The sequence below is a fragment of the Mesorhizobium sp. M8A.F.Ca.ET.165.01.1.1 genome (genome assembly GCF_004792065.1).
Lineage (GTDB): Bacteria > Pseudomonadota > Alphaproteobacteria > Rhizobiales > Rhizobiaceae > Mesorhizobium.
Genome location: NZ_SRTH01000007.1, coordinates 29,328 through 53,650, shown reverse-complemented (window position 1 = coordinate 53,650; position 24,323 = coordinate 29,328). Strand labels below are relative to the sequence as shown.

Here is a 24,323-nt window from a genome sequence, read left to right as displayed (position 1 = left end):
CTCATTGATATCAGAGAAAAATCCATGAAATCGCATGCAAAGGTCGTGGTCATTGGCGGCGGCGTCGTCGGATGTTCCGTGCTGTTCCATCTCGCCCGTCATGGCTGGACGGACATCGTGCTGCTGGAGCGCGACGAGCTGACGTCCGGCTCGACCTGGCACGCCGCCGGCGGCATGCATACGATCAATGGCGATCCCAACGTCGCCAAGCTGCAGAAATACACCATCAACCTCTACAAGGAGATCGAGGAACTGTCGGGGCAGGCGACCGGCGTCCACCTGACCGGCGGTGTGCTTCTGGCTGCCACCGAAGCGCGGCTCGACTGGCTGCGCGGGGTCGTCGCCAAGGGCCGTTATCTCGGCATCGAGCTGGAGGAAATCTCGCCGAAAGAGGCGGCCGAACTGATGCCGCTGCTCGACCCCAGCCAGTTCGTCGGCGCCGTCCGCAACAAGGAGGACGGCCATCTCGATCCCTCGGGCGTCACGCACGCCTATGCCAAGGCGGCGCGGAAGCTGGGCGCCGAGATCGAACGGTTCACCAAGGTGGAAGACATTGTGCGCCGTGCAGACGGGATGTGGCGCGTCATTACCAACAAGGGCGAGGTGGTGGCCGAGCATGTCGTCAATGCCGGCGGCCTGTGGGCGCGCGAGGTCGGCCGCATGGTCGGGCTCGAACTGCCGGTTCTGGCGATGGAACACATGTACCTGATCACCGAGGACATGCCGGAGGTCGCCGCCTGGAACGAGAAAACCGGCACCGAGATCATCCATGCGGTCGATTTCGACGGCGAGCTCTATCTGCGCCAGGAGCGCGGCGGCATGCTGATGGGCACCTACGAGAAGGCCAACAAGCCTTGGTCCGAATTTTCCACGCCGTGGAATTTCGGCCATGAATTGCTGGCGCCCGACATCGACCGTATCGCGCCGTCGCTCGAGGTCGGTTTCCGGCATTTCCCGGCTTTCCAGAACACCGGCATCAAGCAGATCATCAACGGGCCCTTCACCTTCGCGCCCGACGGCAACCCGCTGGTCGGGCCGGTGCGCGGCCTGCCGGGCTTCTGGGTCGCCTGCGGCGTGATGGCCGGCTTCAGCCAGGGCGGTGGCGTCGGCTTGGCGCTGTCCAACTGGATGATCGAGGGCGATCCCGGCGCCGACATATGGGCGATGGACGTGGCCCGCTACGGCGACTGGGCGACCATGGCCTACACCAACGCCAAGGTGCGCGAAAACTATTCCAGGCGCTTTTCGATCCGCTTCCCCAACGAGGAACTGCCTGCGGGGCGGCCGCTGAAGACGACGCCGGTCTACGACCTGTTGTCGGCCAAGGGCGCGCAGTGGGGCGTCGCCTATGGGCTGGAGGTGCCGCTCTGGTACGCGCCGGAAGGCGTCAAGGACGAGTTCTCATGGCGGCGCTCGAGCGACTTCACCCATGTCGCCGCCGAAGTGGCGGCGGTGCGCTCGGGCGTCGGCCTGTCGGAGATATCGAGCTTCGCCAAATACAAGGTGACGGGCGAAGGGGCCGCGGCATGGCTCGACCGGATGCTCGCCTGCAAGCTGCCGAAGCCCGGTCGCATGACCCTGGCGCCGATGCTCAAGGAAGACGGCAGGCTGATCGGCGATTTCACGCTGGCCAATCTGGGCGCCCAAGATCGGGAAGAAGCGGGCTGGTTCCTGGCCGGTTCCGGCATTGCCGAGCAATATCACATGCGCTGGTTCGAACAGCATCTGCCCGATGACGGGTCCGTCCACATCGAGGCGCTGGGGCAGAAGCTCACCGGCCTGTCGATCGCCGGTCCCAGGGCGAGGGACGTGCTGGCGAAAGCCACCCGCTCCGACATATCGAATGCGGCGTTTCCGTTCATGGCCATAGCCAAGATGGATGTCGGCATGGCGCCGTGCCTGGTCGGCCGCGTCAGTTACACCGGCGATCTCGGCTACGAGATCTGGGTGGCGCCGGAATATCAGCGCGCCGCCTATCAGGCGCTGATGGCGGCGGGAGAAGAGTTCGGCATCGGCCTGTTCGGCTCGCGCGCGCTCAACGCGCTGCGTCTGGAGAAGAACTACGGCTCATGGGGGCGCGAATACCGGCCGATCTACGGGCCGCTGGAGGCCGGGCTCGACCGTTTCGTCGCTTACGGCAAGGACGCGGATTTCATCGGCAAGGCGGCGGCGCTGGCCGAGCGCAAGCAGGGCGGCAAGCTCAGGCTGCGCGCCTTCATCGTCGACTCCGACGATGCCGACGTCATCGGCGATGAGCCGATCTGGTTCGGCGGCGCGGTGCGAGGCTGGGTGACGTCGGGCGGCTATGCCCATCATTCGAAGAAGTCGGTTGCCGTCGGCTATGTGCCGAAGGAGATCGCCGACGAGAGCCACGGATTCGAGATCGAGTTGCTGGGCAAGCGCCATGCGGCGCGCATCCAGGCGGCTGCGCTGTTCGATGCGAATTTCGAACGGATGCGGGGGTGAGGGCTCACCCCCGCATGGGGGATCAGGCGTTGCGGCGGTTGTCCAGCGCGAAGGCGCCGGCGCCGGCGAAGACCAGATAGAGGAAGATGAAACAGAACGAGATCGCCGAATCGCCGCTGTTGTTGATGGGGAAGAAGTCGCGCGGATAGTGGGCCATGAAATAGGCGATCGCCATTTCGCCGGCCAGAAGGAACGCGACCGGGCGGGTGAAAAGGCCTAGCGCCAGCAGAACGCCGCCGGCGAATTCGAGGATACCGGCCGCTAGCGGCAGTCCGCTCAAGGCGGCGGCGGCGTGGTCGCTGGCTGGGAAATTGAACAGTTTCTGCGTGCCGTGCTCGATGAACTGCAGCGCGGTCATGATGCGCAGCACGGCAAGCGCCTGCGGCTGGTATTTGGAGAGGCCATCGAAAAGCTTCATCTAAAACTCCATTTCAGCTTCCCGGCCGGCCATAGATTATCACCGGGCAACGGACCATTCACTTCCCCCGGCCTGCCATCAACAATTGGTGATTGGAAATGTTCCCCGGTCCGGCTTTTGCTGTTGTGCCCGCCAGGGTTGCAATTATATCGCTATGGTTGTATTGATTGTGAGTACTCCAGACATGTGGGTTCCTTGCCATGAAAAAAGTCGTCATCAGCCTGTTCGCAATCCTTATGGGCACCAGCCTCGCCATGGCCGAGGACGCCGGCTGCGAGGCTTTTAAATGGCCGGTGACGCGCGAACAGGCGCTGTTTGCAGAGGCACCCTCGACACCGTCCGGAGCGACGCTGGCGGTGGGGGCCGCCGCGGACCTGGCGCTGCTGCCGGCCGAAAAGGCCGGCTTCGCGGTGCCGCCCGAACGCGCCCCTGCGGAGGGCACGTTCGGCGCCGTTGCCAGCGTGGCGGTGCCGCCGGACGGCGCCATCCAGATCAGCCTGTCGGGCGAGGCCTGGATCGATGTCATCCAGGACGGCAAGGCCGTGAAATCGTCCGGCTATAGCGGCGTCAAGACTTGCCCCGGTGTCCGCAAGAGCGTGCGCTTCAAGCTGGCCGCCGGCACAGCCACTGTCCAGTTTAGCGGTGCCAAGAAGGCTGACCTGAAGGTCGCGGTATTGGCGCCGGAATGAGCCGACGCCAGCAAGCGTGATTTCAGCGGGTGGCGCGGACGCTTACCGCACCGGCGCCATCAAAGCGAAATGCGCGCCTTGCGGATCCTGGCATTGCACGACCCAGCTGCCTCCGGGAACCTCCATGGGTCCCATCAGGATCTTGCCGCCATTGTCGGTCACGCGTTTTGCCGCCGCGTCGATGCCGGTGACATTGAAATAGAACTGCCAGACCGGGACCGGAATCTGCTCGGGCTTGTTCATGATGCCGCCACCGGATTCAGGGCCGGCGGTAAAGGTCTGGTAGATGCCCATCGGCCCCATGTCGAATTCGCCGGCATTGGCCCAGCCGAACTGGCCGGAATAGAAATCGAACGCGGCCTTCCAATCGCTCGTGTAGAGTTCGTGCCAGCCGATATGGCCGGGCGTGCTGGCCGGCACGACGGGCTGGTCCGGACCGTTCGGCTGCAGGAACATGAAGGTCGCGCCTTGCGGATCGGCGACGACGGCGAAGCGGCCGACGCCTGGAATATCGTCGGGCCGGCGGTGAACGGCACCGCCTGCCTTTTCCAGTGACGCTGTTGCCGCGTCGACATCCCTGGCGTGGATATAGCCCAGCCATGCGGGCGGCATGCCCATCTTGGCCGCATCCTCGGGCATCGTCATCAGGCCGCCGACGCCACGCTCGCCGACATTCATGACGATATAGCGCGGCATGCCGGGCGCCTTGTCGAAGGGCTGCGCCGTCCAGCCGACCACGGTTGTGTAGAAAGCCTCGGCGGCGTCGAGGTCCGACGTCATTAGTTCGTACCAGAAGAAGGGCATCGGGGATTTTGGCATGGTCGGTCTCCTCACCGTTGTGCGCCGATCGTCGTTCGATTCATCCTAGGACGATCTCGACGACAGAAATCCGACATCTGGGCTAGAAATCGGGAACGGCAAGGCGCAGCCTCCTGGCAATCTTGCGTGCCTTGCGATTTTCGCCTTTGCTTGGCTTCGAAAAGGGGGGCTCGCTCCATGCGGCAGATGTCACTTACAGCTGAGCTTGTTGCACTGTGCCATCGCGAGGAGGCCGATCCCGGGCCTAGCGGCAGCTGGACGCAACTGAGCGACGAGGATTTTCGGGACCTTTCGGCGCGGCTGTTCAATGAAGCCGATGCGGGGCCGCTATGGGTGTTCGCCTATGGCTCGCTGATCTGGAAGCCGGCTTTCGAGTCCGTCGAACGCCAGCGCGCCACCGCCCATGGCTGGCACCGCTCCTTCTGCATCGACATGGTCCGCTGGCGCGGCAGCGCCGCGCAGCCTGGACTGATGATGGCGCTCGAACGCGGCGGCCGATGCGATGGTGTGATCTATCGGTTACCGGAAGGGGAGAAGACTGCTCAGATCGAAAGACTGTTGCGGCGCGAGATCGACGATCATGAGAGCGTCGCTTCGGTCCGGTGGGTTCCGGTGCGTACCGCGCAAGGGCCGTTGCGGGCGCTGGGTTTCTGGGTCGGGGTGACGGGCAGAGGAACTTCGCTCGGGCAGCCGCTGGAAGCCGTGGCACGGGTGCTGGCGCGCGCCTGCGGCCATGTCGGCTCAGGCGCGGAATATCTTTACAACACGGTCAGCCATCTCGAGGAATTCGGCATCCGCGACCGCAATCTCTGGACGTTGCAGAAATTGGTCGCCGATGAGATCAGGTCGATCCATGGCATTGGCATGGACGGCGGCCATATCCTCGCGTCAGGCCACCAATAACTTGACCGCAATTATCATGTTTTTATCCAGTCTTTTCAGCAACTTGCCTCAAAAATTGACCAATTGATAAAAAAATAAAACGTGCTAGCCTTCCCCAAAACGAAAACATGGGGAACTGAAAATGCCAGAGGGTCAGTTCAAAGAGGGTATTGTCGGCGGCCGCCTTGCGGCTGACCAATACGCGGACAATTTTTCCGACCTGCATCCGCCGCTCGATCATCACGAGGCGCTGGTCGAATCCGACCGCTGTTATTTCTGCTACGACGCGCCGTGCATGAATGCATGCCCGACCTCGATCGACATCCCGCTGTTCATCCGCCAGATCTCGACCGGCAACCCGATCGGTTCGGCCAAGACCATCTTCGACCAGAACATCCTGGGCGGCATGTGCGCCCGCGTCTGCCCGACCGAGACGCTGTGCGAGGAGGTCTGCGTGCGCGAGGTGGCGGAAGGCAAGCCGGTGCAGATCGGCCGTTTGCAGCGCTACGCCACCGATGTCGCGATGGCCGAGAATAAGCAGTTTTATCCGCGCGCGACAGCGACGGGCAAGACGGTCGCCGTGGTCGGCGCCGGCCCGGCCGGCCTTGCCGCCGCGCACCGGCTCGCTCGCCATGGCCATGACGTGACCATCCTGGAGGCGCGTCCGAAGGCCGGCGGCCTCAATGAATACGGCATCGCCGCCTACAAGAGCGTCGACAACTTTGCCCAGGCCGAGGTCGACTATGTCACCGCGATCGGCGGCATCGACATCCAGAACGGCAAGGCGCTCGGCCGCGACTACCAGCTCTCCGACCTGATCCGCAATTACGACGCGGTGTTCCTCGGCATGGGGCTGGGCGGCGTCAACGCGTTGCGCGCCGATGGCGAGGATGCGGCCGGCGTCACCAATGCGGTCGAATTCATTGCCGAACTGCGCCAGGCCAGCGACCTCTCCGGGCTGCCGGTCGGCCGCCGCGTCGTCGTCATTGGCGGCGGCATGACGGCGATCGATGCCGCCGTGCAGTCGAAATTGCTTGGCGCCGAGGAGGTGACGATCTGCTACCGGCGCGGCCAGGACCATATGAACGCCTCCGAATTCGAGCAGGACCTGGCGGCCGCCAACGGCGTCACCATCCGTCATTGGCTGCAGCCGAAGCGGGTGATTGCCGAAGGTGGTAAGGTGTCGGGCATTGAACTCGAATACACCGCGCTCAATGGCGACAGGCTTGCCGGCACCGGCGAGACGCTGACGCTGGTTGCCGACCAGGTGTTCAAGGCCATCGGCCAGAGTTTTGTCCCGGCTGCCCTCAATGGCAGCGGGGCATCGATCGACCTCGAAGCCGGCCGCATCAAGGTCGACGGGGAAGGGCGCACGTCGCTCGCCAAGGTCTGGGCCGGCGGCGACTGCATTTTCGGTGGCGACGACCTGACCGTGTCCGCCGTGGCGCAAGGGCGCGACGCGGCTGAGAGCATCCACAGGAGTCTGACCCAGGGATAAGGATCATGGCCACGGTGGAACCGGGCATTGCCCGTCACTACGAGATTTCAGGCCTGGAGGAGCGGATCATTGCGGCGCTCGCCGATACGGGCGTCGATGTTGCCCATTTGCGCGCCGGCGATCTCGAAGCGGTCGACGAATTCCACATTGGCGGCGTGGCCGCCACCAGGGACCTTATCGGCCAGCTTGGGTTGAAGCCAGGAGCCAGGCTGCTGGACATCGGATCGGGGATAGGGGGACCGGCCCGCTTTGTCGCCAACAATGCCGGCGTCGACGTCACCGGCATCGACCTGACGCAAAGCTATGTCGATATCGCGACCAGCCTGTCGAGGCGGACGGGAATGGCCGGCAAGACCCACTTCGTGCAAGGCAGCGCGCTGGACATGCCGTTCGCCAAGGCCGGCTTCGATGCGGCAATGATCCTGCATGTCGGCATGAACCTTCCCGACAAGGCGAAGCTGATGAGCGAGGCCGCCCGTGTGCTGAAGCCCGGCGGCGTCTTTGCCCTCTACGACGTGATGCGGCTCAAGGATGGAGCTCTGACCTACCCGCTTCCGTGGGCATCCAACGAGACCATATCCTTCGTCGCCACGCCCGACGATTACCGCTCGGCCGCGGCGGCGGCGGGCTTCTCGGTGGCCGCGGAGCGGCCGCGCGGCGCCTTCGCCGTCGAGTTTTTCGCCGCGATGCGTGCCCGGCTGGCCGCCGCGCAAGCCGAAGGCAGGAAGCCATCGCCCGGCCTCGGCCTCGTCATGGGCGAGGACGCCCGCACCAAGATGGCCAACCTCATCGCCGCCCTCGAGGGCGGCATTCTCGCACCCGTCGAACTGCTTCTTCGTCTCGGTTGAAAGGGACCCCTGTCATGGCTGATATCAGAAACAATTTCGTCGGTATCAAATCGCCCAACCCGTTCTGGCTGGCGTCGGCGCCGCCGACCGACAAGGCCTACAATGTCATCCGCGCCTTCAAGGCGGGTTGGGGCGGTGTGGTCTGGAAGACGCTGGGCGAAGAGGGGCCGCCGGTGGTCAACGTCAACGGCCCGCGCTACGGCGCGATCTGGGGCGCCGACCGGCGTCTGCTCGGCCTCAACAACATCGAACTGATCACCGACCGCGACTTGCAGACCAATCTGCGCGAGATGAAGCAGGTCAAGATGGATTGGCCCGACCGTGCGCTGATCGCCTCGATCATGGTGCCTTGCGAGGAAGAGAGCTGGAAGGCCATCCTGCCGCTGGTCGAGGAGACGGGGGCGGACGGCATCGAGCTCAATTTCGGCTGCCCGCACGGCATGTCGGAGCGCGGCATGGGCGCGGCCGTCGGCCAGGTGCCGGAATATATCGAAATGGTGGTGCGCTGGTGCAAGCAATACACGCGCATGCCGGTCATCACCAAGCTGACGCCCAACATCACCGACATCCGCAAGCCCGCGCGCGCTGCCCATGCCGGCGGCACCGACGCGGTATCGCTGATCAACACCATCAATTCGATCACCGGCGTCGACCTCGACAGTTTCGCGCCGATGCCCACCATCGACGGCAAGGGCTCGCATGGCGGCTATTGCGGCCCGGCGGTGAAGCCGATCGCCATGAACATGGTGGCCGAGATCGCCCGCGACCCCGAAACGCGCGGCCTGCCGATCTCCGGCATCGGCGGTATCACCACATGGCGGGACGCCGCCGAATTCATGGCGCTCGGCGCCGGCAATGTGCAGGTCTGCACGGCGGCGATGACCTATGGCTTCAAGATCGTGCAAGAGATGATCGCCGGTCTCGAAAACTGGATGGACGAGAAGGGCCACCGCTCGCTCGACGACATTGTCGGGCGCGCCACGCCCAACGTCACCGACTGGCAGTATCTCAACCTCAACTACGTCGCCAAGGCGCATATCGACCAGGACGCCTGCATCAAATGCGGCCGCTGCCACATCGCCTGCGAGGACACCTCGCACCAGGCGATCACCAACATGGTCGACGGCGTCAGGCACTTCGAGGTGATCGAGGCCGAGTGCGTCGGCTGCAATCTGTGCGTCAATGTCTGCCCGGTCGACAATTGCATCACCATGGAGCCGCTGGCAGCGGGCGTAATGGACCAACGCACCGGCAAGCCCGTGTCGCCGGTCTACGCCAACTGGACGACGCACCCGAACAACCCGATGGCCAAGGTGGCCGCGGAGTAGGGTTTGCTCCAGCATAAGAAGGGCTGCTTGGCAGAACTTAGGTTCCTCGCCCCACGAAAGTGGGGAGAGGTGGCCCGGCGAAGCCGGGACGGAGAGGGGACTTTGGGACGACTGGGAACTGCCCAAGGCTCCTGATCCTCTTTACGCGCGCCTCCTCCTCACCGGTTGCATCTTCACAAAGGTCGTCCCCCTCTCCGGCTTCGCCGGGCCACCTCTCCCCCGCTCCGCGGGGTGCGAGGAACCCAAGTCTTGCTAAGCGGCGTGCCGGAACCACCAGAATTAGCAGGCAATCGCCATTTTCCTATTGCCGATAAAAATTATCCACGATAAAAGATGTCCATGAATTGGAGAGCATCACGATGAAGCTGGGCGAGGGCGTCGAGGCGGCCATCCACTGTGCGGCGACGCTGGCCAGTGTGGACGGCAACAGCACCATGCCGGGCGCGGCACTGGCGGAAGCGTTCGGCCTGTCGCCGAGCTATCTCCTGAAGCATCTCAATATGTTGAGCGCGGCGCGCATTCTGGAATCGGTGCCGGGGCCGGCGGGCGGCTATCGGCTGGCGCGGGCTGCGGAACGCATCACACTGCTCGACATCGTGCTGGCCGTCGAGGGCCGCGAACCCGCGTTTCGCTGCGGCGAGATCCGCCGCAATGGTCCGGTCAAGATCGATGCCTCGGCCTATGTCAAACCTTGCGGCATCAATGCCGCGATGCTGAAGGCGGAGCGCGCCTACCGGGCGGCGCTGGCCGAGGTGAAGCTGTCCGACATCGTGGCGGATTACGCGGCGGAAGGCGACCCCAGATCGTTTGCCGCGAGCTGTGCCTTTGTCGAGCGCCATCAGCGGCCGCAGAAATCCAGTTCAACCAACCAAGCCTAACCCTCCCGACGATGCGAAAGGAAAGACGATGAAACAGAGAATGCAATTCTTCGCCAAGGCGCCCGAAATCATGAAGGCGGTGTCGGCTCTCAACAAGGCAGTCGACGAATGCGGGCTGGAGGTGAGCTTGCTTCACCTGATCAAGCTCAGGGCTTCGCAGATCAATGGCTGTTCCTTCTGCGTCGAGATGCACAGCCGCGAAGCCAGGCGCGACGGCGAAACCGAGCAAAGGCTCTATCTGGTTTCCGCCTGGAAGGAATCGCCGCTGTTTTCCGAGCGTGAACGCGCCGCGCTGGCCTGGACCGAGGCGGTGACGCTGGTCGCCGACAACGGGGTGCCGGACGAGCTCTATGCGCGCGCGCTGGAGCATTTTTCGGAAGAGGAACTGGTCAAGCTGTCCGTCGCGGTCGGCATGATCAACACCTGGAACCGGCTCTGCATCCCGTTCCACGCCATCCATCCGATGCCGGCCGCCAAGGCGGCCTGATCGGTCCGGATGTTTGTTGGGGCGCCGCCGAAGAAGGCGGCGCTTCTACTGTTTCAAGGGGAGCGTTTGATGCCTGCCGATTTGCCTTCGACCTTGCTGTTTTTCGGCCGCCTGCTGGCCGGCGGCGCTTTCGTCTTCGCCGGCCTGCGCAACATCCAGAACGCGGCCCTCCTGACCGGGTTGATGGCCGCGCGCGGCGTGCCGCAGGCTCGGCTGGCGCTGTGGGCCGGCATCGTCCTGCAGATCATCGCCGGGCTCCTGGTGATATCAGGCCTCTGGACCGCGATCGCCTGCGCGGTGCTGGTGCTGTTCCTGGTCGTCGCGACACCGATGTTCCACAATTTCTGGGATCATCAGGGTCCGGACCGGGCGTCCCGCATCAACGGTTTCATCGGCAATGTCGCGCTCGGCGGTGGGTTCCTGACGCTGATCGCACAATCCGTTTGATGGCCGAAGTCAGGCCGCGAACCGCAGGCCGCCATCGCAGGTCAGTACCTGGCCGGTCATGAAGCTGTTGGAGACGAGGAAGGCGATCGCCGAGGCGACGTCCTCGGCGCGGCCAATCCTGCCCACGGGCGTTTTTCCCGCATATTCGGCAAAAACCGCTTGCCTCTGTTCTTCCGGCAAAAAATCCCACCAGGGCGTGTCGACGACGCCGGGCGCCACGACGTTGACGCGTAGCGGCTTCAGCTCGACAGCCAGGATCGGCGTCACGGTCAGCAGCATGCCGTTGACGGCACCGATGCCGGCGACACCGGGCATGGTGACCTGAGCTGAGACCGCCGAGATGAAGGTGACCGATCCGGATTTGCTCAACGTCGGCAACGCGGCCTGCAGGCAGGACAGTTGCGGCCGCACCTTTTCGTCGACGCCGCCGGCGATGTCGGCGAGATCGAGCGTCTCGAACGGTCCGAGGCCCTTGCCGCCGCTCGCCGCCAGAACGAGGTGGTCGAACGGACCGAGCCGATCGAAGAACTGGCGCACCTCATCGGGCTTCGACGCGTCGAAGGCGGCCTTGTCGGCTGCGCCACCAAGGCTTTTCCAGGCGCTGACGAGCTTGTCCTGGTTGCGCCCGGTGATGGTGACCTTCATGCCCGGGCCGAGCAGTTTGCGCGCTGTCGCCAGGCCGATGCCGGACGAGCCGCCGATGATGACTGTGTGTTCGGTTGTGACGGTCATGACGGTTCTTCCTTCGATTTTGGCGAAGCCAGCCCGACGAGGTCGAGGCTCAGGCTTCGCAATTGCTGTCTTGCCCTGGCATCGTAAGCCTGGGCGTCGGCGCGGGATTCGCGCAGTCCGTCGAAATAGAGGCCGCTGCGGCCTTCGAGCTTTTGCGCGGTGGCGAGGTTCAAGATGGCGTCGGCGCCGGTTTCGACCGAACTCCATGGCTTCACCCCCGCCTGACGGACCATGGTGGTGTTCATGTAGCTCGCCGGATGCAGCGCATTGACGGTGACGCCGCTGCCTTTCAACTGCTCGGACAGATCGATGGTGAACAGGATCTGCGCCAGCTTGCTCTGGCAGTAGGCGCGCACGCCGCTATAGCCGTGGGTCAGCATGACGTCGTCGAAGTTGATCGCCTGCTGGCCGGCGGACGCCACATTGACGATGCGCGCCGGGGCACTTGCCCTGAGCAGCGGCAGCAGTTCCGAGGTCAGCAGGAAGCCGGCGAGATAGTTGACGGCAAAGCGCAGTTCGTGGCCGTCGGCGCTCGTCTGTCGCTTGTCGCCAGCCGTGCCGACGCCAGCATTGTTGATGAGGACGTCGAGGCGGCTCCTGGCGCGCACGGCCTCGGCGAGGCGCCTTACCTCCGCCAGCGACGCGAGATCGGCCGCGAGAAACTCGGCCTTGCCGCCGGCGGCTTCGATCTCGGCGATAACGGCCTTACCGCGTGTGGCATCGCGGCCATGCACCAGTACCCGTGCGCCGGAGGCGCCCAGCCTTTGCGCCACGACCCGGCCGACGCCGTCGGTCGATCCGGTGATGAGAATGGTCTTGTCTTTCAATTCCATGTTCAGAGCCTCCTGTTGCTGCTCCGAACGCAAGATGGGACGCTTCGCCCACGGCAAACAGTTCAAACTTTATCCTGGTATCAATACTGCTATAATAGCCGGCATGAACGCTTCCATCTCCGCTGCCCCCACCCAATCAGCCGACGAGAGCCGCCGGCGCGAACTCGGCGCCTTCCTGCGTTCGCGCCGGGAAAGGCTGACGCCGTTGGCCACCGGCATCGCAACAGGTCCGCGACGGCGCACGCCGGGTCTGCGGCGCGAGGAAGTTGCGATGATCGCCGGTGTCGGCACCACCTGGTACACCTGGCTCGAACAGGGCAGGGACGTGCGGCCCTCGGTCGAAGTGCTCTCGGCGCTCTGCGAGGCTTTGCGCCTCGACGCCGTCGAGAAGCGGCATCTGTTCATTCTCGCCGGCCGCCAGCAGCCGGAACGTCGTGTGGCGGCGCCCGAGAAGGTGGACGCTACGCTGTTGCATATGCTGCAAAGCCTCGTCCTGCAGCCGGCCCAAGTGGTCGGCCGGCGCTGGGATGTGCTTGCCTGGAACCCGGCCGCGGCGGCTGTGTTCGGCGACTATGGCCTGCTGGAGGGCGACAGCAGAAACATCGTCCACATGGTGTTCACCAATCCGCACCATCGCCGCCTGCTGGTCGACTGGGAAGAACTCGCCCGCGTGGTGCTTGCCTCGTTTCGTGCCGAAAGCGCCAAATATGTCGGCGATCCCGATTTCGACAGGCTGATCGCCCTGATGATGAGCTCGAGTCCGGAGTTCCGTGACTGGTGGCCGCGGCGCGACGTGGCGCGCAGGCTGACCGGCGTGAAGCACGTTCGGCATCCCAAGGCGGGCTTGATGGCTTTCGAGCATATGAGCCTGTCGATCGACGACGGCTCGGACATGCGGCTGATCGTCTATACACCGCTTGCCGAGCAGAACTCGGTTGCCAAGCTGCAACAATTACTCGACGCGATGCCGGCCGAACGGCGCAGCGCCTGACGACGGTGCGTTCTGAGGCAAAGCCCTCCCAGCTTCGTCATCCCAGGGCGGAGCAGCTGCGAAGCGGCGTCGCGGAGACCCTGGGATCCATTCCGTGACCTTGGCCGTCGAGCGCAGCGGAGCAGAATTCTGAACCGTTGCAGGGCTTCCGCGTCACGGCATGGATTCCTTGGGCTGCGGAGCAGCTCCAGGGGTCTGCGCCGCGTCGCTACGCTCCTTGCTTCGCCCTAGAATGACGAAGTGGTGAGCGCCTCGGCCCATCTCCGAGGTCAGCAACAACGCTACCCCTTCGGCTTCAGCCCATCCAAGAATAACTGCTCGAGAAATCTCGCGGCGTCCTCGAAGCGGCCGTCGCCGCCGCGGTTCGGGCCGAGCACTGCGCGGACCTGGACGTCGAAATCGGCATAGTGCTGGGTGGTCGCCCAGATCGAGAAGATCAGGTGCCAGGGATCGGTCCGGGCGATCTTGCCGGCACGCATCCAGCCCTTGATGACGGCGGCCTTCTCGTCGACGAGCGTCTTCAACTCGCCCGCCAGCAGCGGCATGATGCGCGGTGCCCCCTGCAGGATCTCGTTGGCGAACAGCCGGCTCTCGCGCGGAAAGTCGCGCGCCATTTCCAGCTTGCGCCTGATGTAGCTCCTGAGCTCGGTCATCGGATCGCCGATATCGTCGAGTTCCCTCAGCGGCGCCAGCCAGGTTTCGAGCAGACGTTCCATCAACGTCTCGTGAATGTCTTCCTTGCGGCGGAAATAGTAGAGCAGGTTCGGCTTCGACATGCCGGCGGCTTCGGCGATCTGGTCGATGGTCGAGCCGCGGAAACCGTTGGTGGAAAACACTTCGAGCGCGGCCTCCAGGATCAGTTCGCGCTTTTCCTGCTGGATGCGGGTGCGGCGAGGGGCTTGCGTGCTGATGGTCACCGTTGCGGACCCTCGCATTGACGGTCATCTGGACCAATTCTCTGGACCAGTTTTTCCCTAGCCTGTGGAACGCACTTCAGGAGCCGCATTTCCGCTAGTAATCCTTGACCGCCGACAGGGCGGTGCTAACGTTTGTCCAATCGGTCAAAATTTGCGTAGCATGAAAGCACGGCAAAGACCAAGCGTTGGACGCACCGAAACAGGTTACAAGGGGAAGTCTTGGTCATGTCCAACCGGCTGAAAGTCACGCCGAACGATCTCAGCGCATTCTGGATGCCGTTCACGGCAAACCGGCAGTTCAAGCAGGCGCCGCGCATGTTCGTGTCCGCCAAGGACATGCACTACACCACCAGCGACGGCCGCAAGGTGCTGGACGGCACCGCCGGCCTGTGGTGCGTCAACGCCGGCCACTGCCGCCCGAAGATCACCGAGGCGATCCAGCATCAGGCCGCCGAACTCGACTACGCCCCGGCCTTCCAGATGGGCCATCCGATCGTGTTCGAACTGGCGAACCGCCTGGTCGACATCGCGCCCAAGGGCATGGACCATGTGTTCTTCACCAATTCCGGTTCGGAATCGGTCGAGACGGCGTTGAAGATGGCGATCGCCTATCACCGCGTGAAGGGCGAGGGCTCGCGCACCCGGCTCATCGGCCGCGAGCGCGGCTATCACGGCGTCAATTTCGGCGGCATCTCGGTCGGCGGCATCGTCACCAACCGCAAGATGTTCGGCACGCTGCTGGGCGGCGTCGACCATATGCCGCACACCCACCTGCCGGAGAAGAACGCCTTCTCCAAGGGCGTGCCGGAGCATGGCGCGGAGCTCGCCAACGAGCTGGAGCGCATCGTCGCCCTGCATGACGCCTCGACCATTGCCGCCGTCATCGTCGAGCCGGTCGCCGGGTCAACGGGCGTCATCCTGCCGCCGAAGGGCTATCTCGAGAAGCTACGCGAGATCTGCACCAAGCACGGCATCCTGTTGATCTTCGACGAGGTCATCACCGGTTTCGGCCGCCTCGGCGCGCCGTTCGCCGCCGATTATTTCGGCGTCACGCCCGACATCATGACCACCGCCAAGGGCGTCTCCAACGGCGTCATCCCGATGGGCGCGGTGTTCGTCAAGAAGGAAATCCACGACGCCTTCATGACCGGCCCCGAGCACATGATCGAGTTCTTCCACGGCTATACCTATTCGGGCAATCCGATCGCCTGCGCGGCGGCACTAGGCACGCTCGACACCTACAAGGAAGAAGGACTGCTGACGCGCGGCGAGGAACTGGCGCCCTATTGGGAAGATGCGCTGCATTCGCTGAAGGGCGAGCCGCATGTCATCGACATCAGGAACATCGGCCTGATCGGCGCGATCGAGCTGGCACCGATCGCCGGCAGTCCGACCAAGCGGGCCTTCTCCGCCTTCGTCAAGGCCTTCGAGCGCGGCGCGCTGATCCGCACCACCGGCGACATCATCGCGCTGTCGCCGCCGCTGATCATCACCAAGGGCCAGATCAACGAACTGATCGACCATGTGCGTGAAGTTTTGAGGTCTATCGATTGAAGATCTGGGCGCGGATATCCCTCCCCCTCGAGGGGAGGGTGGCCGCGAAGCGGTCGGGTGGGGTCGGTGCGACTGGGCGCCGACCTGATCTTTTGCCGCGAGGTCGCTCCTGATGCCCCGGACTCGCGTGAGTTTCGAAATGCGCCAGAAGGCGCGCGCGCTTCGAGTTCACGCGACCAAGGGCGAATCCCTGCTCTGGTATGAACTGCGCGAGCTGAAATCGACCGGCATCAAATTCCGCCGCCAGTGCCCGATTGGACCGTACATCGTCGACTTCGCCTGTTTTGGTGTGAAACTGGTGGTCGAAGTGGATGGCGATCTGCACGAACACGAAAAGGGCAGACGGCACGACGCCGTTCGTGATGCTTATCTGCGTTCGCTCGGGTTCGATATCTTTCGCGTTGACGAGCCCGATGTCATAAACAGCGCCTGGCATGTCGCGCAGGCGGTCAAGGGGAAGGTCGAGCTTATGTCAGGCGACCCCACCCGACCGCTTCGCGGCCACCCTCCCCTCGAGGGGGAGGGGGACGCCGCGCAATTGGAGAGGTTTTGAATGGCCGCACCCGGCGAAAATCTGCGAATCAATTCAGACCGTTTGTGGGATTCGCTGATGGAGATGGCGAAGATCGGCCCCGGCATTGCCGGCGGCAACAATCGCCAGACCGTGACCGACGAGGACGGCGAGGGCCGGCATCTGTTCAAGCGCTGGTGCGATGCGGCCGGGCTAGAAATGGGCGTCGACGAAATGGGCACCATGTTTGCCCGTCGTGAAGGCACCGACCCCAGCCTGCCGCCGGTCTATGTCGGCAGCCATCTCGATACGCAGCCGACCGGCGGCAAATATGACGGCGTGCTCGGCGTTCTCGGCGGCCTGGAGATCGTGCGCTCGCTCAACGATCTCGGCATCAAGACGAAACATCCGATCGTCGTCACCAACTGGACCAACGAGGAAGGCGCGCGCTTCGCGCCGGCGATGATGGCCTCCGGTGTGTTCGCCGGCGTGCTCGACCAGGCCGACGTCTACGAGCACACGGACAAGAACGGCAAGAAATTCGGCGAGGAACTGGAGCGCATCGGCTGGAAGGGCACCGAAAAGGTCGGCGACCGCAAGATCCACGCCTTCTTCGAACTGCATATCGAACAGGGCCCGATCCTCGAGGACGAAGACATCGACATCGGCGTCGTCACCCACGGCCAAGGCCTGAAATGGCTGCAGGTGACGCTGACCGGCAAGGAGGCGCATACCGGCTCGACCCCGATGCCCAAGCGCCGCAACGCCGGGCTCGGCATGGCGCGCGTGATCGAGCTGGTGCACGAGATCGCCATGGACTACCAGCCCGACGCGGTCGGCGCTGTCGGGCACATGGAAGTCTATCCGAACTCGCGCAACATCATCGCCGGTCGCACCATCTTCACCATCGACATTCGTTCGCCCGAAAAGGAAGTGCTCGATGCCATGGATGGCCGCATCCGCGAAGGCATCGACACGATCTGCGACGCGCTGGATATCAAATACGAGATCGAGCAGGTCGGCCATTTCGATCCGGTCACCTTCGACAAGGACTGCGTCAAGGCAATCCGCGATGCCGCCGATCGGCTCGGTTACACGCACCGCAACATCGTCTCCGGTGCCGGCCACGACGCCTGCTGGATCAACCGCGTCGCGCCGACCGCCATGGTGATGTGCCCTTGCGTCGACGGGTTGTCACACAACGAGGCCGAGGAGATCACCAAGGAATGGGCGTCGGCCGGCGCCGATGTGCTGTTCCACGCGGTGGTGGAGACGGCCGTCATCGTGGAGTGAACTAAGAGATCTACATTCGAAACGCCGCTCACCAAGAAGCGCGAAGAGAACAGGGAACAGATAAATGACCAAAGTCATCAAGAACGGTACTGTCGTCACCGCCGACCGCACGTGGAAGGCCGATGTGCTGTTCAGCCACGGCAAGATCGTCGCCATCGGCTCGGACCTGCACGGCGACCACGAGTACGACGCCACCGGCTGCTATGTCATGCCGGGCGGCATCGACCCGCACACCCATCTCGAAATGCCGTTCATGGGCACCTATTCGGCCGACGATTTCGAATCCGGTACGCGAGCGGCCCTTGCCGGCGGCACGACGATGGTGGTCGATTTCTGCCTGCCGGCGCCCCAGCAATCGCTGCTCGAAGCCTTGCAGATGTGGGACAACAAGACCTCCAAGGCCGCCTGCGACTATTCCTTCCACATGGCGATCACCTGGTGGGGCAAGCAGGTGTTCGACGAAATGGCCACGGTGGTCGACAAGGGCATCACCTCGTTCAAGCACTTCATGGCCTACAAGGGCGCGCTGATGGTCGACGACGACGAGATGTACGCGTCGTTCCAGCGCTGCGCAGATCTTGGCGCGCTGCCGCTGGTCCATGCCGAAAATGGCGACGTGGTCGCGGCGTTGTCGCAGAAGCTGCTCGCGGCCGGCAATAATGGGCCCGAGGGCCACGCCTATTCGCGTCCACCGGAAGTGGAGGGCGAGGCGACCAACCGCGCCATCATGATCGCCGACATGGCCGGCGTGCCGCTCTATGTCGTGCATGTCTCCTGCGAGCAGAGCCATGAGGCGATCCGCCGGGCGCGCCAGAAAGGCATGCGGGTGTTCGGCGAGCCGCTGATCCAGCACCTGACCCTCGACGAGAGCGAATATTTCGACAAGGACTGGGACCATGCGGCGCGCCGCGTGATGAGCCCGCCCTTCCGCAACAAACTGCACCAGGATTCGCTGTGGGCGGGCCTGCAGGCCGGATCGCTGCAGGTGGTGGCGACCGACCATTGCGCCTTCACCACGGACCAGAAGCGTTTCGGCCTCGGCAATTTCACCAAGATCCCCAACGGCACCGGTGGCCTCGAGGACCGGTTGCCGGTGCTATGGACCAGAGGCGTCAACACCGGTCGGCTGACGATGAACGAGTTCGTCGCGGTGACCTCGACCAACATCGCCAAGATCCTCAACATGTATCCGAAGAAGGGCGCCATCGTCGAAGGTGCGGATGCCGACATCATCGTCTGGGATCCCCAGCGCAAGAAGACGATTTCTTCGAAGAAGCAGCAGTCGGTCATCGACTATAACGTGTTCGAAGGCGTCGAGGTGACCGGCCTGCCGCGCTTCGTGTTCTCGCGCGGCGAACTGTCGATCGAGGAGGCAGAGGTCAAGGCGAAGCCCGGCCATGGCGAGTTCGTCGGACGGGAGCCGAACGCCGCGGTCAACCGGGCGCTGTCGACGTGGAAAGAGATCACCGCGCCGCGCAAGGTCGAGCGGACGGGCATCCCGACGACGGGGGTTTGACCATGCGCGCCATTCATCTTGCCATGGCCGCCGCGGCGCTGTTGTCAGCGGGCCATGCGTCGGCAGCCGGCATCGATCTCAGCAAGCCTTATGGCGACAAGTATGGCTGCATCAACAAGAACGGTCAGGAAGTCGCCGCCGATCAGATGCTGCTTTTGACCGACAAGGAACTGATCACGGCGGCGAGCGCCTGCACCTTCACCGAGACGAAGGCGCAGGCCGATGGCTCGTTGACGATCAAGGCCGAGTGCGAAGCCGAAGGTGAGGACGGCAAGTCGCCGGCCACCTTCACCATCAAGCGCAGCGCCAAGAATGCCAAGAAACTTTCTGTCGTCGACGAGGACGGCAATGTGATGGGTGAAGTCTCCCGGTGCAAATGATGGCGACCACCCTCGCGTCGGTGTCAGGCGACGAGCGCATCCAGTTCCGGCAGCAGAACGACGCTTTCCTGTTCGTTGGGATCGGTGCGGGCAATGACGGCCGAAGAGGGGGCGTTGCTGAGATTGGCCGGCAGATGCGGCACGCCAGCCGGGATGTAGAAGAGGTCGCCGGCCTTGACGACGATGTGATGTTCGAGCCGGTCGCCATACCAGGTATGGACTTCGCCGGAGAGCACGTAGATCGCCGTTTCGTGGTTCTCGTGCAGATGCGCCTTGGCGCGGGCGCCGGGCGGCATGGTCAGCACGTGCATGCAGATGCCGGATGAGCCGACCGTTTCGGTCGCGATGCCGGCCAGATAGGTCAACCCCTGCTTGCCTTCATAGGTGCTGTCAGGGCGAATAAGACGACAAGTGGGTTTGGGCGACATCGGGGAAACTCCGGGCGTCGATTGAGTGGAACAAGGTCGGTGGGCCAATGGGACAGGGCAAGTGGAAAACAACATCGCGATAAAAGCAACCGGATTTCAGCCGGCGCCCCGGTGCGGTGACAAGGCAGGCCGCAACCGATGACGGGATCTTCGCCAGCCGTCGTTTCGGCAAGCAAGCTTGGCCTCACCTTCCAGACCAATGACGGCCCGGTCCAGGCGCTGTCCAATGTCGACCTGACCATCGGCAAGGGTGAGTTCGTCTCCTTCATCGGGCCGTCCGGCTGCGGCAAGACCACGCTGCTGCGCGTCATCGCCGATCTGGAGAAGCCGACTTGGGGGATGATTTCGGTCAACGGCATGACGCCGGAACAGGCGCGCGAGAAACGCGCCTATGGCTATGTCTTCCAGGCAGCCGCCCTGTTTCCCTGGCGCACCATCGAGCGTAATGTGGCGCTGCCGCTGGAGATCATGGGCCTGTCCAAGACCGAGCAGGCGGAGCGGATCAAGCGCACGCTCGACCTCGTAAACCTCACCGGCTTCGAGAAGAAATATCCCTGGCAGCTTTCCGGCGGCATGCAGCAGCGCGCCTCGATCGCCCGGGCTCTCGCCTTCGACGCCGACCTCCTGTTGATGGACGAGCCGTTCGGAGCGCTGGACGAGATCGTGCGCGACCACCTCAACGAGCAATTGCTGCAACTGTGGGGCCGGACCAACAAGACCATCTGCTTCGTCACCCACTCCATTCCGGAGGCCGTCTATCTGTCGACCCGCATCGTCGTCATGTCGCCGCGTCCGGGCCGGGTCAGCGACATCATCGAATCGACGCTGCCGAAGGAGCGGCCGCTCGACATCCGCGAGACACCCGAATTCCTGGCGATCGCCGCGCGGGTGCGCGACGGGTTGAGGGCGGGGCATAGTTATGATGATTGAGCGCCCCGGCAAGCGAGCGATCAACCTCGCCTTCGCCATCCTGGGGTGGAGCAGGCGCGCAGCGGCCTGCGTTATGGAAGCCGCCCGCCGCGATTTCGTCATCCTAGGGCGAGGCAAGGAACGAAGCGACGCGGCGCAGACCCTAGGATCCATGCCGTTACTTCTGAGCTCCGCAACGGTGCAAAACGATGCACCCTCCGCTGTGCCTTCGAAGGGGAATTTTCTCTACTGCTTACACTCCTTGATCGACGTCACGGAATGGATCCTAGGGTCTGCGCGACGCTTCGCGTCGCTCCGCCCTAGGATGACGAGCGCGAAGGTGGTCGACCTCCGCTTCGCTCCGGCCACCCTCTCCCCGATGGGGAGAGGAGGGCGCCTCGCTGGCGAGGCCTCCTGATGGACACCTTCCGCGACAAACTCGTCCCCGTGACATCGATCCTGGCCGGTGTCATCGTGCTCTGGTACGTTTTCGCCGTCATTCTCAACGCGCCGTTCCAGCGCGATCTCGACACCCGTGCCAACGAAACCCCCGGCGCCGTCGAGTTCATCGGCAAGACGCTGTCGCAGCCGAAGCCGACGCTGCCGGCTCCGCATCAAGTGGCGGTGAATTTCTTCGAGAACACCTTTCTGCGGCCCATCACTTCGAACCGCAGCCTCGTCTACAACGCCTGGGTCACGCTGTCCTCGACGCTGCTCGGCTTTGCCTTCGGCACCGCGCTCGGCATCGTCATTGCCGTCGGCATCGTGCATGTGGCGACGCTCGACCGCAGCCTGATGCCGTGGATCATCGCCTCGCAGACCATTCCGATCCTGGCGGTGGCGCCGATGATCATCGTCGTGCTGGCGGCGATCGGCATCACCGGGCTGATCCCGAAGGCGATGATCTCGACCTATCTGTCGTTCTTCCCGGTGACGGTCGGCATGGTGAAGGGCCTGCGCTCGCCCGAGATCATGCATCTCGACCTGATGCACACCTACAATGCCAGCCGCACGCAAACCTTCTGGAAATTGCGCGTGCCCGCCTCGGTGCCGTTCCTGTTCACCTCGATGAAGGTGGCGGTGGCGGCAAGCCTGGTCGGCGCCATCGTCGGCGAACTGCCGACAGGCGCGGTCGCCGGCATCGGCGCCAAGCTTTTGGCCGGCGCCTATTACAGCCAATCGATCGACATCTGGTCGGCGCTGGTCGCGGGCTCGATCGTGGCGGCACTTCTGGTCATGGTGGTCGGCATTGCCGGCCGCATCGTCGACCGCGCCATGGGCGGGAGGCCGGCATGAACTGGCTGAAACCTTCCTGGCAAGCGGTGCTGGCGATTGCGCTGTGCCTGATCGCGGTCGCGCTTGGCGCCATGTCGAGGCCGGAAGCGGCAGCGCTTGCGGACCCGACGGCGAGCATCAACTATCCCTATCTGGGAACGAAGGGCTTGATGCTCGGCCTTGCCGTGGTCGCGGCGCTGATCTCGATGGTCAGGATTCCATCCGTTGCAGAGGCCGTCGTGCTGTTCATCGGCGCGCATCTCGTCGCCTGGCTGCTGATATCGGGGATCGCGGGTTTCGAAGGCGCGGCACTGGCGCCGTATTTCCTGCTGCTGACGGCCGTCTGGCTGCTAGGCTGGCGTTGCGTCGCGGTGCTGTCGGGGCTCCGCCCGATAGCGGGTTGGGCGCGGACCGCTTTGCGTCTGATCATCCCCGCCATCTTCGGCGCCTGGATACTGATCATCTGGGAGGCGGTGACGCGGGGCGCCGGCATCCCCTTCATCCTGCTGCCGCCGCCGAGCGCGATCGGCGCGCGCATCGCCGGTTCGCTGCCGATACTCGGCGCCGATGTCCGGCAGACCATCTTCAAGGCGGTGCTCTTCGGCTATGTCGTGGGCAGCGGCGCCGGCTTCATCACCGCCATCCTTGCCGACCGCGTGCCGTTCCTGCGGCGCGGGCTCTTGCCGATCGGCAACATGGTCTCGGCGCTGCCGATCATCGGCGTGGCGCCGATCATGGTGATGTGGTTCGGCTTCGACTGGCAGTCCAAGGCGGCCGTCGTCATCATCATGACCTTCTTCCCGATGCTGGTGAACACGGTCGCCGGGCTCGCCGCGTCCGGCCATATGGAGCGCGACCTGATGCGCACCTATGCGTCCGGTTATTGGCCGACGCTCATCAAGCTCCGGCTGCCGGCGGCAGCACCCTTCATCTTCAACGCGCTGAAGATCAACTCGACGCTGGCGCTGATCGGCGCCATCGTCGCCGAGTTCTTCGGCACGCCAGTCGTCGGCATGGGATTCCGCATTTCGACCGAGGTCGGGCGGATGAACATCGACATGGTCTGGGCCGAAATCGCAGTTGCAGCACTTGCGGGTTCGGTCTTTTATGGCGTGGTCGCCCTTGTCGAAAGGGCCGTCACGTTTTGGCATCCCTCTGTCCGTGGTGGATAGGGGCGGTGGGTTTAGGGCACTAACTTCAGAGGGTAAAAAATGAAAAGACTTATTATTCCAGTTCTGGCAGGCGCGATGTCACTGGCCGCGTTCCAGGCAATGGCCGCCGACAAGGTGACCTTGCAGCTGAAATGGGTCACGCAGGCGCAGTTTGCCGGCTACTATGTCGCCAAGGCCAAAGGCTTCTATGAGGCCGAAGGCCTCGATGTCGACATCAAGCCGGGCGGCCCCGACATCGCACCCGAGCAGGTGATCGCGGGCGGCGGCGCCGACGTCATCGTCGACTGGATGGGTGGCGCGCTCGCCGCGCGCGAAAAGGGCGTGCCGCTGGTCAACATCGCCCAGCCCTTCAAGAAGGCCGGCATGGAACTGGTCTGCCCGAAGGATGGACCGATCAAGACCGAAGCCGACTTCAAGGGTCATACGCTGGGCGTCTGGTTCTTCGGCAATGAATATCCTTTCTACGCATGGATGAACAAGCTCGGGCTCAAGACCGAGGGCGGCCCGGACGGCGTCACCGTCTTGAAGCAGAGCTTCGACGTGCAGCCGCTGATCCAGAAGCAGGCCGACTGCATCTCGGTCATGACCTACAATGAGTACTGGCAGCTGATCGACGCCGGCTACAAGCCCGAACAGCTCACCGTGTTCAACTACTCGGCGATGGGCAACGACCTGCTCGAGGACGGGCTCTACGCCTCGGAAGACAAGCTCGAGGATCCGGCCTTCGAGGACAAGATGGTGCGCTTCGTGCGCGCCTCGATGAAGGGATGGAAATACGCCGTCGACAACAATGACGAAGCTGCCGGGATCGTCATGGACGGCGGTGGCCAGGACGAGAACCACCAGAAGCGCATGATGAGCGAAGTCGCCAAGCTGATCGACAATGCCGACGGCAAGCTCGACCCGGCGACCTATGAGCGCACCGCCAAGGCGCTGCTCGACCAGAAGATCATCACCAAGGAGCCGACCGGCGCCTACACCACGGCCATTACCGACAAGGCGGTCAAGTAAGCCGGGCTGGCGCGATCAACAGCGCCTGCGACCGGTTTGAC

The 24,323-nt window shown here is 63.8% G+C and carries 25 protein-coding genes; 19 read left to right on the top strand and 6 right to left on the bottom strand.

Features of this window, described 5'->3' with window-relative positions; genetic code table 11:
• Positions 1–24 precede the first annotated feature (24 nt).
• Entirely contained in the window at positions 25–2,466 is a 2,442-nt protein-coding gene (locus EN808_RS19790; RefSeq protein WP_135916671.1) for an FAD-dependent oxidoreductase, read from the top strand.
• Between the two features lie 22 nt (positions 2,467–2,488).
• Here EN808_RS19790 and EN808_RS19785 read toward each other — a convergent pair whose 3' ends face one another.
• The gene (locus EN808_RS19785) at positions 2,489–2,884 is read right to left on the bottom strand and encodes a DoxX family protein (RefSeq protein ID WP_127279319.1); all 396 of its coding nucleotides are present in this window, start codon (positions 2,882–2,884) and stop codon (positions 2,489–2,491) included.
• Positions 2,885–3,084: 200 nt separating this feature from the next.
• Between EN808_RS19785 and EN808_RS19780 the strand changes: the two genes are divergently transcribed.
• A complete protein-coding gene (locus tag EN808_RS19780; RefSeq protein ID WP_135916670.1) occupies positions 3,085–3,573 on the top strand; it encodes a hypothetical protein in 489 nt (162 codons plus the stop codon).
• Positions 3,574–3,615: 42 nt separating this feature from the next.
• On the opposite strand, the gene EN808_RS19775 is transcribed toward EN808_RS19780, so the two are convergent.
• On the bottom strand, positions 3,616–4,392 hold the full coding sequence (locus EN808_RS19775) for a VOC family protein (RefSeq protein WP_127279321.1): 777 nt from the start codon (positions 4,390–4,392) through the stop codon (positions 3,616–3,618).
• A 177-nt stretch (positions 4,393–4,569) separates the two neighbouring features.
• Between EN808_RS19775 and EN808_RS19770 the strand changes: the two genes are divergently transcribed.
• From EN808_RS19770 to EN808_RS19740, 7 genes are all read left to right on the top strand, one after another.
• Complete coding sequence (locus tag EN808_RS19770; protein WP_135916669.1) at positions 4,570–5,295, top strand: gamma-glutamylcyclotransferase; 726 nt, start codon at positions 4,570–4,572, stop codon at positions 5,293–5,295.
• Between the two features lie 121 nt (positions 5,296–5,416).
• On the top strand, positions 5,417–6,772 hold the full coding sequence (locus EN808_RS19765) for an NAD(P)-dependent oxidoreductase (RefSeq protein ID WP_127873167.1): 1,356 nt from the start codon (positions 5,417–5,419) through the stop codon (positions 6,770–6,772).
• A gap of 5 nt (positions 6,773–6,777) precedes the next feature.
• Positions 6,778–7,620: a methyltransferase domain-containing protein gene (locus EN808_RS19760; RefSeq protein WP_135916668.1), complete on the top strand. Its 843-nt coding sequence runs from the start codon at positions 6,778–6,780 to the stop codon at positions 7,618–7,620.
• Positions 7,621–7,634: 14 nt separating this feature from the next.
• A complete protein-coding gene (gene preA, locus EN808_RS19755; protein ID WP_127873165.1) occupies positions 7,635–8,948 on the top strand; it encodes an NAD-dependent dihydropyrimidine dehydrogenase subunit PreA in 1,314 nt (437 codons plus the stop codon).
• Positions 8,949–9,307: 359 nt separating this feature from the next.
• The gene (locus EN808_RS19750) at positions 9,308–9,826 is read left to right on the top strand and encodes an Rrf2 family transcriptional regulator (RefSeq protein WP_135916667.1); all 519 of its coding nucleotides are present in this window, start codon (positions 9,308–9,310) and stop codon (positions 9,824–9,826) included.
• 28 nt (positions 9,827–9,854) lie between these two features.
• On the top strand, positions 9,855–10,313 hold the full coding sequence (locus tag EN808_RS19745) for a carboxymuconolactone decarboxylase family protein (RefSeq protein ID WP_127871730.1): 459 nt from the start codon (positions 9,855–9,857) through the stop codon (positions 10,311–10,313).
• A 69-nt stretch (positions 10,314–10,382) separates the two neighbouring features.
• Positions 10,383–10,760, top strand: coding sequence for a DoxX family protein (locus EN808_RS19740; protein WP_135916666.1), 378 nt, complete (start codon positions 10,383–10,385; stop codon positions 10,758–10,760).
• Positions 10,761–10,769: 9 nt separating this feature from the next.
• On the opposite strand, the gene EN808_RS19735 is transcribed toward EN808_RS19740, so the two are convergent.
• Complete coding sequence (locus EN808_RS19735) at positions 10,770–11,492, bottom strand: SDR family oxidoreductase (RefSeq protein ID WP_135916665.1); 723 nt, start codon at positions 11,490–11,492, stop codon at positions 10,770–10,772.
• Positions 11,489–12,325 carry an SDR family NAD(P)-dependent oxidoreductase gene (locus EN808_RS19730; protein WP_135916664.1) on the bottom strand — a complete coding sequence of 279 codons (837 nt, stop codon included), beginning with the start codon at positions 12,323–12,325 and terminating at the stop codon, positions 11,489–11,491. Before EN808_RS19730 ends, EN808_RS19735 begins: the two co-directional genes overlap by 4 nt.
• Positions 12,326–12,428: 103 nt before the next feature.
• Here EN808_RS19730 and EN808_RS19725 point away from each other — a divergent pair, with 103 nt between their 5' ends.
• Positions 12,429–13,316 carry a helix-turn-helix transcriptional regulator gene (locus EN808_RS19725; protein WP_127279389.1) on the top strand — a complete coding sequence of 296 codons (888 nt, stop codon included), beginning with the start codon at positions 12,429–12,431 and terminating at the stop codon, positions 13,314–13,316.
• Between the two features lie 281 nt (positions 13,317–13,597).
• Here EN808_RS19725 and EN808_RS19720 read toward each other — a convergent pair whose 3' ends face one another.
• Entirely contained in the window at positions 13,598–14,233 is a 636-nt protein-coding gene (locus EN808_RS19720; protein WP_127279388.1) for a TetR family transcriptional regulator C-terminal domain-containing protein, read from the bottom strand.
• 225 nt (positions 14,234–14,458) lie between these two features.
• Here EN808_RS19720 and EN808_RS19715 point away from each other — a divergent pair, with 225 nt between their 5' ends.
• The 5 genes from EN808_RS19715 (at position 14,459) to EN808_RS19695 (ending at position 19,487) form a co-directional block, all read left to right on the top strand.
• The gene (locus EN808_RS19715) at positions 14,459–15,787 is read left to right on the top strand and encodes an aspartate aminotransferase family protein (protein WP_135881951.1); all 1,329 of its coding nucleotides are present in this window, start codon (positions 14,459–14,461) and stop codon (positions 15,785–15,787) included.
• Between the two features lie 139 nt (positions 15,788–15,926).
• Complete coding sequence (locus EN808_RS19710; protein WP_245525101.1) at positions 15,927–16,340, top strand: endonuclease domain-containing protein; 414 nt, start codon at positions 15,927–15,929, stop codon at positions 16,338–16,340.
• The gene (locus tag EN808_RS19705; protein WP_135866313.1) at positions 16,341–17,591 is read left to right on the top strand and encodes a Zn-dependent hydrolase; all 1,251 of its coding nucleotides are present in this window, start codon (positions 16,341–16,343) and stop codon (positions 17,589–17,591) included.
• A gap of 64 nt (positions 17,592–17,655) precedes the next feature.
• Positions 17,656–19,107 (top strand): dihydropyrimidinase, encoded by a 1,452-nt coding sequence (gene hydA, locus EN808_RS19700; protein ID WP_135916662.1) that lies wholly within the window; start codon positions 17,656–17,658, stop codon positions 19,105–19,107.
• 2 nt (positions 19,108–19,109) lie between these two features.
• Entirely contained in the window at positions 19,110–19,487 is a 378-nt protein-coding gene (locus EN808_RS19695; protein WP_135881948.1) for a hypothetical protein, read from the top strand.
• Positions 19,488–19,510: 23 nt separating this feature from the next.
• Here the strand turns inward: EN808_RS19695 and EN808_RS19690 are convergent, their stop codons facing one another.
• A complete protein-coding gene (locus EN808_RS19690) occupies positions 19,511–19,915 on the bottom strand; it encodes a cupin domain-containing protein (protein WP_127280216.1) in 405 nt (134 codons plus the stop codon).
• Positions 19,916–20,053: 138 nt separating this feature from the next.
• Between EN808_RS19690 and EN808_RS19685 the strand changes: the two genes are divergently transcribed.
• The 4 genes from EN808_RS19685 (at position 20,054) to EN808_RS19670 (ending at position 24,282) form a co-directional block, all read left to right on the top strand.
• Positions 20,054–20,845 carry an ABC transporter ATP-binding protein gene (locus tag EN808_RS19685; protein ID WP_135916661.1) on the top strand — a complete coding sequence of 264 codons (792 nt, stop codon included), beginning with the start codon at positions 20,054–20,056 and terminating at the stop codon, positions 20,843–20,845.
• Between the two features lie 396 nt (positions 20,846–21,241).
• On the top strand, positions 21,242–22,120 hold the full coding sequence (locus tag EN808_RS19680; protein WP_135866317.1) for an ABC transporter permease: 879 nt from the start codon (positions 21,242–21,244) through the stop codon (positions 22,118–22,120).
• Complete coding sequence (locus EN808_RS19675; protein ID WP_135881944.1) at positions 22,117–23,271, top strand: ABC transporter permease; 1,155 nt, start codon at positions 22,117–22,119, stop codon at positions 23,269–23,271. The genes EN808_RS19680 and EN808_RS19675 overlap by 4 nt, the downstream gene beginning before the upstream one ends.
• A gap of 39 nt (positions 23,272–23,310) precedes the next feature.
• Positions 23,311–24,282 carry an ABC transporter substrate-binding protein gene (locus EN808_RS19670; RefSeq protein ID WP_135916660.1) on the top strand — a complete coding sequence of 324 codons (972 nt, stop codon included), beginning with the start codon at positions 23,311–23,313 and terminating at the stop codon, positions 24,280–24,282.
• Positions 24,283–24,323 lie beyond the last annotated feature (41 nt).